This is a genomic window from Allobosea sp. 47.2.35, from assembly GCF_024655635.1.
GTDB lineage: Bacteria > Pseudomonadota > Alphaproteobacteria > Rhizobiales > Beijerinckiaceae > Allobosea.
Map to the genome: position 1 here is coordinate 274,487 of NZ_JANLGI010000001.1, position 12,477 is coordinate 286,963.

Genomic DNA, 12,477 nt, shown 5'->3' on the forward strand with positions numbered 1-12,477 from the left:
GTGGGTAGGAGCTGGCAAGGGCCGTGCCATGGCATGCGGGCGTGACAGCGGAGCAGTGGCGGTCTATCCCGCAGGCGAACACAGGACGGATCATGGCCCCCTTGCTGCATCTGCGCGACGTCGCGCTCACTTTCGGCGGACAGCCTCTGCTCGAAGCCGCCGAGATCGCGGTCTCGGCCGGGGAGCGCGTCTGCCTTGTCGGCCGCAATGGCTCGGGCAAGTCGACGCTGCTCAAGATCGCGGCGGGGCTCGTCGAGCCCGACCATGCCGAGCGCTTCGTCCAGCCGGGCTCGACCATCCGCTACCTGCCGCAGGAGCCTGACTTCACCGGGTTCGATACGGCGCTCGCCTATGTCGAGGCTGGCCTTGGACCGGGCGACGACGCCTATCGCGCGCAATACCTGCTTGCCGAACTCGGCCTGACCGGGCAGGAGAACCCGGCCTCGATGTCGGGCGGCGAGGGGCGTCGCGCGGCGCTGGCGCGGGTGCTCGCGCCGGAGCCGGATATCCTGCTGCTCGACGAGCCGACCAACCATCTCGACCTGCCCGTCATCGAATGGCTGGAGCAGGAGCTGAAATCGCTGCGCTCGGCCATGGTACTGATCAGCCACGACCGGCGCTTCCTGACCTCGCTCTCGCGCGCGACGATCTGGCTCGATCGCGGCGTGACCAAGCGAGCCGAGAGGGGGTTCGGTGAGTTCGAGGCCTGGCGCGACGAGGTTTTGGCGCAGGAGGAGCTTGATCGCCACAAGCTCGACCGCAAGATCGCCCGCGAGGAGGACTGGCTGCGCTATGGCGTCAGCGCCCGGCGCACGCGCAACCAGCGCCGGCTCGGCGAGCTGCATGCCTTGCGCGACCAGCGCCGCACCGCACGAGCCGCGCAAGGCAATGTCCGGCTGGAGGCGAGCGAGGCGCAGGCCTCCGGCAAGCTCGTCATCGAGGCGATCGACGTTGCCAAGGCCTATGGCGACAATACCATCGTCAAGAACCTGTCGCTGCGCGTCGCGCGCGGCGACCGGATCGGCATCGTCGGACCGAACGGCGCCGGCAAGACCACGCTGATCAACCTGCTGACCGGGGCGCTCGCGCCGGATTCCGGCAAGGTGAAGCTCGGCACCGCGCTGGAGATGGTGACGCTCGACCAGCGCCGCGAGAGCCTCGATCCGGAGACGCCGCTCGGCGATGTCCTGACCGGCGGCGGCTCGGACCAGGTCATGGTCGGCGGCCAGCCGCGCCATGTCATCTCCTATATGAAGGACTTCCTGTTCCAGCCGATCCAACGCGGCACGCCGGTCGGTGCGCTCTCGGGCGGCGAGCGCGGACGTTTGATGCTGGCGCGCGCGCTGGCCAAACCCTCGAACCTGCTGGTGCTGGACGAGCCGACCAACGATCTCGACCTCGAGACGCTCGACCTGCTGCAGGAACTGCTTGCCGACTATCAGGGCACCGTCCTGCTGGTCAGCCACGACCGCGACTTCATCGACCGTGTCGTCTCATCCGTGCTGATCTCCGATGGCGACGGCGTCTGGACCGAATTCGCCGGCGGCTATTCCGATATGCTGGCGCAGCGCGGGCGCGGCGTCGGGGCCAAGGCGCGGCCGGTCGAGAAGGCAGCGCCTGCCGCGCCCAAGACCGCTGCGTCGGCGCAGGCCGCATCCACCTCCAAGCGCAAGCTCTCCTTCAACGAGAAGCATGCGCTGGAGACACTGCCGAAGAAGATCGACGCCTTGCAGGCGGAAGCCGCGAAGCTCAACACGGCGGTTGCCGGCGATCTCTACACCCGCGATCCGAAGCTCTTCGCCAAGGCGACGGCGCGGTTGGAAGAGGTCGCTCGCGAGATCGGCGAAGCCGAGGAGCGCTGGCTGGAGCTGGAAATGCTGCGCGAGGAGATCGGGGCCTAAAGCCCCGCTATTCGATTTCCGTATCGGCCTGCGCGCGAAAGCGCATTTACCGGGGCGCTCAATCGTTTCAAACATCGCGCAATCGCAGAGCACGAGGAGCGACCATGAGACTGAAGGGCAAGACCGCGCTGGTGACCGGCGCGGCGCAAGGGTTCGGCTTCGGCATCGCCGAGACCTTCGTGCGCGAGGGCGCGCGCGTCGCGGTGCTGGACATCAACGGCGACAAGGCCAAGGAAGCCGCCAAGGCGATCGGCCGCAAGGCCTTCGCCGTGACCTGCGATGTCGGCAAGGCCAAGAGCGTCGACAAGGCGGTCGAGAAGATCCTCGCCAAGGTCGGGCGGCTCGACATCGTCGTGAACAATGCCGGCACCACCCATCGCAACAAGCCGATGACCGAGGTGACCGAGGAGGAGTTCGACCGGATCTTCGCGGTGAACGTGAAGTCGATCTACCTGATGGCGCGCGCGACCGTGCCGCATTTCCGGCAGCATGGCGGCGGCGTGATCCTGAATATCGGCTCGACGGCTGGTGTGCGCCCGCGTCCGGGCCTGACCTGGTACAACGGTTCGAAGGGCGCCGCGAACCTGATCTCGCAGTCGATGGCGGTCGAGCTCGCGCCGGACAAGATCCGCGTCAACGCCATCGCGCCGGTTGCCGGCGAGACGCCGCTGCTCGCCACCTTCATGGGCGAGGACACGCCTGAGCGCCGCGCACAGTTCACGGCCTCGATCCCGTGGGGCCGGTTCTCGACGCCGCAGGACATCGCCAATGCCGCGCTGTTCCTGTGCTCGGACGAGGCCGACATGGTGACGGGCTCGGTGCTCGCCGTCGATGGCGGCCGCTGCGTCTGATCGCAGACGGGTTACTTGACGCCGCGCCGGCCGAACTCGGTTCGCTGGGGCGGCGGTGGGGGCCGCCGGACCGATCCGAGAAAGCCCTGCGGCTGGACCGGTATGGGCGCGGCCGGAATCGGCTTGGTGCCGGCGATCGCCTGCTCCATGGCGAGCGAGAGATGAGAGGGGGCGGCGGTCGTGTCGCCCTCGCTGCCGCGGCCGAAGCCTGAGAAAAATGGGCTGTTCGCGGTTGCGGCGCCCGGAGCGGAGGCGGCGAACAGCAGGTAGAGCCACATGCCGATCAGGATGAAGGCGAGAATTCCGGCATATTGCGTATTGTTGAACGGGCTGTCATTCGTCCGCACGATCAGGGCCTGGGTCTGCAGGACGAGCGCCGTGCAGATGCCGATTGCATAGAGGCCGGGCAGGATATCGCCGCCGCCGGCATCGCGATTGCGACGGATGGCGAAGCCGATGCGCTTGAAGCCGAAGAAGGCGCTGATCAGGAAGGTGATCGCGGCAAGCCGGTGCCGCCCTTCTCCGGGAGGGCCGAAGAACGCCTCGTATTGCACGGCGACGCAAATGATGAGCAGGACGGCTTCCGCGATGCCGACCAGGCAGGATCTGACGAAGAACTGGCTTCTGCCGAGCGTCCCAGCGAACATGGCGCATTCCTTCCGCAAGGGAATTCTAGGCGCCGGCCGTGAAAGACCCGTAAACGGCGCTCTCGAAACCTCGCGGTATCGCGTCAGACTGCCTTTGCGTGCAGCGCGATCTCCTGGCGGCGGATGACGGTGCCGTCCGGCTCGAAGCCGCGCTGCTCCAGCGTGATCCGTGGCGCGCCGGCATCGCCCTCGATGCGGAAGAGGTGCCAGGTCCCGAGTTCGCCATGCCCGCGCGGGCCGATCGAGGCCGAGGGTACGCCGACGATCGGCACATCGCGAAGCAGGCCTGGCCGCCAGGCCAGCGAGAAGCTGTGATTATGGCCATGCAGGACGAGATCGGCGCCCTTGCGCTTGAGCATCGCCTCGAAGGCGGCGGCGTCGACCAACTCGCGGCCGCGCTTGGCGCCGCCGGTATAGGGCGGGTGATGGATCAGCACGACGCGGATCAGGCCCTCGTCGCGGGCGCGGTCCAGCAGCGCCTCGGTGCGGGCGATCTGCTCGCTGCCGACGCGGCCTGTGGCCATCAGCGGCAAGGTGGGCACGCCGCTATTGACGCCGATCAGCGCGACGGGGCCGCGGCGCCGATACCAGGGGTAGCCCGGCTTGCCCTCGTCATCGGCGATCCAGGGCGCGAGCAGGCCGGCCAGTGGCTTCAGCGAGGAGCGGGCATAGGCATCGTGATTGCCCGGCACGAAGCTGACCGTCTCGCGCGGGCCGAGCTCGTCGAGGAAGGCGATGGCGGTCTTGAATTCGTCGGGCAGGCCGATATGGGCGACATCGCCGGTGCAGGCGACGTGGTCCGGCTCATGGGCGTGGATATCGGCGACGATGCGCGCCAGGATATCCATGTCATGGGCGTGCCTGCGCTTGCGACGCCAGTTGACGTAGCCGGTCGCGCGCTTGCCGAAGAGCTGATGCAGCGAAAACCCGGCGAGCGGGCCGAGATGCGGGTCGGACAGATGCGCGAGCTTGAACACGCTCTAGCGCTTGCCCTCGCAAGAGGCCGTCAGTCAAGCGCGCCGATGGCGCGCCTGGACTGCGGAAAGGTCGGAAGACCTCAGTTGGCGGCGCCGGTCAGTTCCGACACGATGCGGGAATCGGTCATGGTGACGGCGGGCTTCCAGACATAGGCCGGCTTGGCCTTGAAGCGAGCGATGATGAAAGAGAGCAGCATGGTCCTGGTGTCCTGTGGTTGGGCAGCGATATCTGCCTCATTTGGGGCGCGTTTGTGGCAGAACAACCGATCTACTTGACGGTCCGTCATGCGATTTTTGCATAGACAATTAACTCGCCCTTGAGACTCGATCGGATGCAATCAGCGACGCCCCAACCAGCCGAGATCGATCTGGAGAAGCCGCGCTCGCTCGGGCAGCGCCTGCTCAGCCGGCTGCTGCATGTCTATTTCCGCTTCGCGCGAGGCATGACGCTCGGGGTCCGGGCCGCCGTGCTCAATGATCGCGGCGAGGTCTGTCTGGTACGCCATACCTATATCCCCGGCTGGTATCTGCCGGGCGGCGGCGTCGAGGTCGGCGAGACGATGCTTGACGCGCTGGAGCGGGAGCTGTCGGAGGAGGCCGGTGTTATTCTGGGCGGAAGCCCAAGCCTTCACGGACTCTTCCTGAACCGGCGCATCTCGCGGCGTGACCATGTTGCGCTGTTCGTCGTCCGCTCCTTTTCGATCGAGCAGGCCAAGCAGCCCGATCGCGAGATCGCCGAGGCCGGCTTCTTCGCGCTGGACCGCCTGCCGGAGGGGACGACACCGGCGACGCGGCGGCGGCTGGCGGAGATCATCTCCGGACAGCCGCCTGCCGCGGAGTGGTGAGGGCGGGAGCCCGGCCGTTCAGTTCGCGCCTTTCGCCAGCGTGCCGAAATCGGCGTCGAGCTTGGCCAAGCCGGCGGTGATCCTGGCGCGGCGATCCTTGATCCAGACATCCTGCCGGTCGAGGCGCTGTTTCGCCTCGACTAGCATCCGGTCCATCTCCGCCGGCTGCGGACCGCCCGATGTCGCGCGGTTCTTGATGATCGCCAGGGGATCGAGCGTCGAGCGGAACTCGGCCTCGCTCATCGGCAGATCGGCAGCGGCGAGCCCCATCTCCGGCGCGGCCTTGCGGTAGATCGCCTGCGCCTGCGCATAGGGAAATTCGGTCGGCTTGATGTTGTTGAGCTTGGCGTAGTCGACGACCTCCGACGCGAAATGATGGCCGGCCCTGAAGGGCAGCTTGTATTTCCGCATCAGCACGTCAGCGAGTTCCTGCGACGCGGTCCAGTCGCTGTTCAGCTCTTCCAGCGCACGTTCCGGGTCGATTGCGAGCGCCTTCAGGATGCGGTCGAGGCCCTGCAGGGCCTTGGTCGCGCTGTCGGTCATGGCGCTGTTGGCTTTCGCGTCCTTGGCGTCGGGCATGCCGGGCGGGATGTTATGCGCCCGGAAGACTGGTCCCATCGCCAGCGAGAGCGCGGTCGAGGCGTCCTCGCGGGTGCCGTTCAGCAGGCCGGGATTGCGCTTCTGCGGCATGGCGCTGGAGACATAGGTGTTGCCGCCACCCTCGCGCAGGATGATCCAGGGGCGCGACTGCGCATATTGCGTCATCACGTCCTCGATGAAGCCGCCGACATGCAGCGCGATGCCGGTGACGATGCCGCCGACCTCCACGGGCAGATCGGCTGCGGCGATCTGCGAGGCGTCATAGGCATTTTCGACCAGGCCGGCGAAGCCGAGATAGTCGGCCATGCGCTGGCGATCGAGCGGCCAGCTCGTGCCGTTGAGCACGGTCGTGCCCATGGGCGAGCGATCGACGCGGGCATAGGTCTCGCGGATGCGCTGTGCGTCGCGGTCGAGCCCGGCGACGAGGCCGAGCAGGTAATGGCCGTAGCTGTTGGGCTGGGCGGCGACGCCGTTGGTGTAGTTGGGCACGATCGTGTCGCGATGGGTCCCGGCGAGCTCGACCATGGTCCGCGTCGCCCGGTTGAGCTGTTCGGCCAAGGTCAGGAGCCGGTCGCGCATGATCGCGGCGCGATAGGTCGCGTGCATGTCCTGGCTGGAACGGCCGGCGTGGATCAGCGTGACCTCGACGCCGGCTTCCTTGATCATCAGCGGCTCGAAGGTGATGACGGTCGAAGGCCGCCTGGCGCCGGGCTGGTTGCCGGCCTCGATCACCTTGGCGATGCCCTGCGCCAGCTTCGGCGCCAACGCCCGGTCGAGCAGGCCCTGCTCGGCATTGATGACCGTGCTCGCCTTGTTGATCTCGCCGAGCCAGAAGAACTCATCCCGGACGGGCTCTTTCGGCGGCGCCGGCTGCTGGGCATGAGCGGGCAGGGCAATCGCCGCCAGAAGCAGGGCGGCGGCGAGCGGCTTATATCCGGGCATCGGTCGTCTCCGTTCCGACAGGCGAGATCGCCTGCCGCTTCCGTGGCCTGTTCCCCCGCTTGGAAACCGGAGTTGAGACCAAAGCCGCGAGACCGACAAGCCCCCGCAGATGATCGACACAAGACGGATGGACGCCGCTCGGGTGCTCTGCTAGACGCGCTTTCCATGATGATCCGGCTGAGCCTGCGAGACCTGCGACGACCGGCGCGCTGAATGCGCCCTTCCGCTCATGCGCCCGCACGCGCCTGCCATCGCTCAGCCGATCCGCCTCCCGCCTAAGCGTCGATCATCATGACATCCCTGCCTCTGACCATCCGCCACGAACTCCCGGTGGACGCTGCTGCCATCGAGCGCCTGCATGAGCGCGCCTTCGGCCCCGGCCGCTTCGCCCGCACCGCCTTCCGGCTGCGCGAGGGCGTGCCGCCTGATCACGCCCTGTCCTTCGCCGCGCATGTCGGAACCTTCCTCGTCGGCTCCGTGAAGGTGACGGCGGTGCTGGCCGGTGGTCATAAGGCCCTGATGCTCGGCCCGCTCACCGTCGATCCCGCCTTCGAGGGCCGGGGCATCGGCGCTGCGCTGATGAACCGCTCGATCGAGGCGGCGCGCGAGACCGGGCATGACCTGATCATGCTGATCGGGGACGCGCCCTATTACGCCCGCTTCGGCTTCAAGGTCCTGCCGCCCGGCCAACTCGTGCTGCCTGGCCCGGCCGATCCGGCGCGTTTCCTGGCGCTGGAGCTGGTCGAGGGCGTGCTGAAGCAGCGCAGCGGGTCGGTGACCTCGATGCGCTTCAGCCCTGACGCCTGAGGCGCCTGCCGCTCTCGCCGAGCCAGCCGGCGACGAGGGCGCCGAACAGAACGGCCAGGCCGAGCAATCCGATGAAGAGCGGCGATATGCGCACGCCGCGCACGATGCCGGAATCGCTGATCCGCAGGCCGATCCAGTCATTGCCGGCGAACTGGCTGCCTGAACGCACGGGCACGATGCGCGGCACGTTGACGGCCGAGCCGCTCTCGCGGCCGATGCGGCGCGAGGAACCGCCGGTAGCTTGCGCTAACGTCTGGAGGGCGCCGGGATCGCTGACCACCTCCATCAGTTCGCGCGGGTTCTCCGGCCCGACGCTGGCGAAGGCGGTGAGGTTATCGGAGGTCAGGCGGTAGAGGCCGAGATCGCCGGTCGGGATGCGGGCGGTGAACAGGCCGGGCCGTCCGGGCTCCAGCGTGATCGTGCGCGATTGGCCGTCGGGGCCGGTGATGGTGATGGGGCCTGGATTGTCGCGCAGTGTCTGGCGCTCGACCTCGACGGTCGCGCCGCGGACGGTCGCGCGCAGCGCCTCCTCCTCCAGTTCCGGTTCCTTCATCAGCCAGTGGCTGAGGCGGCGCAGCAGGTCGAGATAGGGGCCGCCGTCGCGGAAGCCGCGCGCCCAGAGCCAGGCATGATCGGAGAGGAAGAGCGCGACGCGGCCCTTCTGCTCGCGCGCCAGCATCAGCAGTGGACGCTCGCCGGGGCCGGTCATGACGGGTGCGCCGCCGGCCCGCGCCTGGGCGCCGACCATGCGCAGCCATTCGCCCCAGCGCGGCGGCGAGACTTCCGAGCCCGGCAGGTCGCGGGTGACGGGGTGACGCTTGCCGGGCTCGCTGACCGTGGCGCGATAGGCTTCGTCGATGACGCTGCCATCCGGCAGGGCCGGCAGGATCTGGCCGAGCGGCGTGCGGGCCAAGGTCTGCGAGCCCGCATATTCCGGACCTGCCGCGACGAGCAGCGCGCCGCCGTCGCGGACATAGCGCACGATATTCTCGAAATAGAGCAGCGGCAGGATCGACTGGTTGGCGTAGCGGTCGAAGATGATCAGGTCGAATTCCTTGATCTTGACCTGGAACAGCTCGCGCGTCGGGAAGGCGATCAGCGAAAGCTCGTTGATCGGCGTGCCGTCCTGCTTCTCCGGCGGGCGCAGGATGGTGAAATGCACGAGGTCGACATTGGCGTCGGCCTTGAGCAGGTTGCGCCAGGTGCGCTCGCCCGGATGCGGCTCGCCCGAGACCAGCAGGACGCGAAGCTTGTCGCGCACGCCCTCGATGGTGATGACGGCGCGGTTGTTCGCCAGCGTCAGTTCGTTGTCGATGGCTTGCGCCTCGATCTCGACCACGTTCGGCCCGCCCCGGTCGATGCGGACGGGGACCTGCACGGTCTGGCCGGTCGCGACCTCGCGGCGGGCGACGATCTCGCCGTCGCGGCGGATGGTCAGGCCGGCGCGGCCGGGGCCGCCCTTGTCGACGACACGCAAGCGGATGATCTGGTCCTTGCCGACGATGCCGAAGCGCGGCGAATCGATCAGCACGATGCGCCGGTCGATCTCGGCATTGCGGCCGGTGGTCAGGACATGCAGTGGCGCGCGCAGGCCGAGCGCCTCGGCCGTGGCCGGTGCGTCATGGGCGAGGCCGTCGGTGATCGCGATGGCTCCGGCGACGCGCTCCGAGGGTATGTCGGCGAGGCTCGACGACAGGGCCTCGAACAGGCGGGTGCCGTCATTCGTGCCCTGGGCATCACGCAGCTCGACGATGCGCGGCTCGACATTCGGGATGCCGCGCAATTGCCGCTCGATCTCGGCGACGGCCGCATCGGTCTGGGCCGCGCGGTCGGCAAGGCGGTTCGAGGCCGAGCGGTCGACCACGACGGAGACGACGTCCTTCACCGGCTCGCGATCCTCAAAGACCAGCGAGGGATCGGCCAGCGCGGTCGTCAGCACGACGAGCGCGAGCGCGCGCAGGATGGCGCTCCGACCGGCCAGTACGATTGCGGCGCCAGCGGCCAAAGCCGCAAGCACGGCCAGGCCGATCAGCAGCGGCAAAGGCACCATCGGGGCGAGGGAGACGCTCCACATGGCTATTGTCCCAGACGCTCGAGCAGGGCCGGGACATGGACCTGATCGGCCTTGTAGTTGCCGGTGAGCGCGTACATCACGAGGTTGACGCCGGCGCGCAGCGCCATCTCGCGCTGGCGCGGATCGCCGCCGGAGAGCGGCACCAGCCCTTCGCCGCGACGATCGATCGCCCAGGCGGAGGCGAGGTCGTTGGCGGTGATGATGATCGGCGAGACGTTGTCGCCGGCGCGGGCCGGACGGCGCCCGTCGCTGTCTGCGGGCGGCAGTGTCTCGACCCAGGTCGTGCCGGTGTCGTAGCGGCCGACGAGCTCGTCGAGGATGTAGAAGGTCTTGGTCAGGACGTGGTCGCGCGGCAGGGGCTCCAGCTCGGGAATGTCGAGCGTCTGCAGCATGCGCTTGAGCTGGTCGCCCTCGGGCGTGGTGCCGCCGCCGGGCCGGGCGCTCATCGCGTCGCGGGTGTCGAAGATCACGAGGCCGCCGCCCTTCATATAGGCTTCGAGCTTGCGCAGGGTCTCGGCCGAGGGCAGCGGCCGGCCGGCAACGATCGGCCAGTACAGCACCGGGAAGAAGGCGAGTTCGTCGCGCTCGACGCTGACGCCGACCGGCTCGCCCGGCTCCAGCGCCGTGCGGGCGCCGAGGACCGTGTTGAGGCCGAGGAGCCCGGCCTTCGACATGTTGTCGACGGATGTCTCGCCGGTGACGACATAAGCCAGCCGCGTCTGCGCGCCATTGGCGAGCAGGGCGCGCGGGATCGGCGGGCGTGTATCGGCCTGTGCGTTCGGGGCGGGTTGCTGGGCGCGGGCAGTATCGGGCGCGAGGCCAAGCGAGGCGCCGAGCGCGAGCAGGATCGCGGCCGGTGCTGCGACCTTGCGCAGGCGGGCGAAGCTGAGGCGCCCCCCGAGCCAGAGCGTCGCCAGGGTGTCGGCGACGAGCAGGAGCAGGGCCAGGACGAGGAGCAGCGGGCGGATATCGCGTGCGACCGGCTCGTCGATCGGCAGCACGGCGACGCCGAGGCTGGCGAGGTCGAGCGCCGCGAGCGTGTCGGTCGGCGTCAGCGCATTGACCGCGAGCGAGCCGTCGGTTGGGCCATAGAGGCCGGGCGGATGGGCGAGCGTCGCGCGGCCGGCATAGTTGCGCGCCACCGGCTGGGCGGTCGCAGGTGCCGAGCGGAACTGGCCGATGCCGTCAAGCACGCGGGCCGGCGACAGGGTCTCGACGCGCGCGTCGTCCGCTTGCGCCTCGGCCGCGGCGGGGCCGTTGCCGGCGAGATTGACGATCTTGCGGAGCATGTCGACGAAGAGGCCCGAGAGCGGAAGGTTCGACCAGGTGGTGTCGGCGGTGACATGGACCATGGCGATCAGGCCGTCGCCGCGCCGCTCGCCGGTGACGACGGGTGTGCCATCCTCCAGCGCCGCCCAGGTCTTGCGCGAGAGATTGGGCTCGGGCTCGGCCAGGATCTGGCGGCTGACGCGGATGTCGTCGCTGATGGTCAGGCCGAAGAAGGGGCTCTCGCGGGTGAAGGGCGCGAGCTTGCGCGGCGTCTCCCAGGACAGGCCGCCGCCGAGCGTGCGGCCGCCACGGCGCAGGCGCACGGGCGTCAGGTCGTCGGAAGCGGCGGCGAGGCGGGCGCCGGCAAAGCGCAGCAGCACGCCGCCGCGCTCGACGAAGCTCGTGACCTTCTCGGCGGTCTCGCGATCGAGCGCGCCGATATCGGCGAGGACGAGCACCGAGAGGTTCTGCGCCAGCAATTCGCCGATCGGATCGGTCGAGCCCTGGCGCGGCTCGCGGATCTCGGCGAAGGGCTGGAGGGCGCGGGAGAGGTAATAGGTCGGCGAGAGCAGCGGCTGCGCGGTGTCGGCGGTCGCGCCGGAGACGAGGCCGATGCGGCGGCGCTTGGCCCGGTCGTCGAGCAAGGCCACGGCGCCGGCGCTGCGCTCGCCGATGATCTCCAGCCGCGACACGGCGTTGCGGACCTCGATCGGCAAGGTTAGGCGCGCGGTCGTTTCGAGGTTGCTGCCCTCGAAGATGAAGGGCGCGTTGCCGAGCGGCAGGCCCTTGAGATCGAGCGCGCGGACCTGTCCGGTCGCGGCGGCGCTGGTGGTCGGGCGCAGCACCTTGACGGTGAGGGCGCCCGCGAGGTTTTCGGGGGCGGACAGAGCGAGCTGTGCGGCCGGGGCGGCATGAACAGCGAGGCGGCGGGCCTCGGCATCCTGCTTCAGGCGGGCGAGGAAGCTGCCGTCGTCGGAGACGCCGAGCCCGTCGGCGACCCAGACGATCTCGGCGCCGGGAGAGCCCTGCAGGAAGGCCTCGATGCGCGTGAGATGGGCGGCGCGGTCCGGGGCATGCGGCTGAAGGGGAAGCGCGCGCAGGCGATCGAGCGCGATGCGCGGCTCGGCCAATGCAATCGCGGCCGGCGCTTCGGCGAGGCCGAGCACGGCAACCGGGCGACCCTCACGGGTCGCGGCGGCGATGCGCGATTCGGCGACCGCGACGCGCTCGGGCCAATCGGTGGCGGCGCCGAAGCCATTGTCGATCAGCAGCAGGACCGGGCCGCGCGAAGGGGCGGCATCGCGCACGGGATTCCAGACCGGGCCGGCGACGGCGAGGATGGCGAGCGCGGCGACGGCCATGCGCAAGGCGAGCAGCCACCAGGGTGTATGGGCCGGCGTCTCGCGCTTGGCGATCAGATCCGCCATGATCTTGAGCGGCGGGAAATCGATCCGGCGCGGGCGCGGCGGCGTGACGCGCAGGATCAGCCAGAGCGCCGGCAGCAAAGCGAGCGCGGCGAGAGCGAGCGGGGCGGTGAAGCTGAAGGGCAAGGCGCTGAGCATCG

Annotated in this window: 9 protein-coding genes; 4 read left to right on the plus strand and 5 right to left on the minus strand. The window is 69.1% G+C overall.

Going from position 1 to position 12,477, the window contains the following annotated elements:
- The first annotated feature begins 89 nt into the window (after positions 1–89).
- Positions 90–1,901: an ATP-binding cassette domain-containing protein gene (locus tag NUV79_RS01390; RefSeq protein ID WP_257731531.1), complete on the plus strand. Its 1,812-nt coding sequence runs from the start codon at positions 90–92 to the stop codon at positions 1,899–1,901.
- 104 nt (positions 1,902–2,005) lie between these two features.
- Positions 2,006–2,752 carry a glucose 1-dehydrogenase gene (locus NUV79_RS01395; protein WP_133562802.1) on the plus strand — a complete coding sequence of 249 codons (747 nt, stop codon included), beginning with the start codon at positions 2,006–2,008 and terminating at the stop codon, positions 2,750–2,752.
- Between the two features lie 11 nt (positions 2,753–2,763).
- Here the strand turns inward: NUV79_RS01395 and NUV79_RS01400 are convergent, their stop codons facing one another.
- Positions 2,764–3,399 (minus strand): hypothetical protein, encoded by a 636-nt coding sequence (locus NUV79_RS01400; RefSeq protein ID WP_257731286.1) that lies wholly within the window; start codon positions 3,397–3,399, stop codon positions 2,764–2,766.
- Positions 3,400–3,482: 83 nt separating this feature from the next.
- Positions 3,483–4,376: a metallophosphoesterase family protein gene (locus tag NUV79_RS01405; RefSeq protein ID WP_257731287.1), complete on the minus strand. Its 894-nt coding sequence runs from the start codon at positions 4,374–4,376 to the stop codon at positions 3,483–3,485.
- Between the two features lie 332 nt (positions 4,377–4,708).
- Between NUV79_RS01405 and NUV79_RS01410 the strand changes: the two genes are divergently transcribed.
- A complete protein-coding gene (locus NUV79_RS01410) occupies positions 4,709–5,221 on the plus strand; it encodes an NUDIX domain-containing protein (protein ID WP_257731288.1) in 513 nt (170 codons plus the stop codon).
- Between the two features lie 18 nt (positions 5,222–5,239).
- Here the strand turns inward: NUV79_RS01410 and NUV79_RS01415 are convergent, their stop codons facing one another.
- Complete coding sequence (locus tag NUV79_RS01415; protein WP_257731289.1) at positions 5,240–6,763, minus strand: argininosuccinate lyase; 1,524 nt, start codon at positions 6,761–6,763, stop codon at positions 5,240–5,242.
- Between the two features lie 291 nt (positions 6,764–7,054).
- On the opposite strand from NUV79_RS01415, the gene NUV79_RS01420 reads away from it, so the two are divergent.
- Positions 7,055–7,570: a GNAT family N-acetyltransferase gene (locus tag NUV79_RS01420; protein ID WP_257731290.1), complete on the plus strand. Its 516-nt coding sequence runs from the start codon at positions 7,055–7,057 to the stop codon at positions 7,568–7,570.
- Here NUV79_RS01420 and NUV79_RS01425 read toward each other — a convergent pair.
- Positions 7,554–9,644, minus strand: a complete 2,091-nt coding sequence (locus NUV79_RS01425; protein WP_257731291.1) for a hypothetical protein — start codon at positions 9,642–9,644, stop codon at positions 7,554–7,556. The two genes, NUV79_RS01420 and NUV79_RS01425, sit on opposite strands and share 17 nt — an antisense overlap.
- Positions 9,645–9,646: 2 nt before the next feature.
- A complete protein-coding gene (locus tag NUV79_RS01430; protein ID WP_257731292.1) occupies positions 9,647–12,475 on the minus strand; it encodes a DUF4159 domain-containing protein in 2,829 nt (942 codons plus the stop codon).
- Positions 12,476–12,477: the final 2 nt, after the last annotated feature.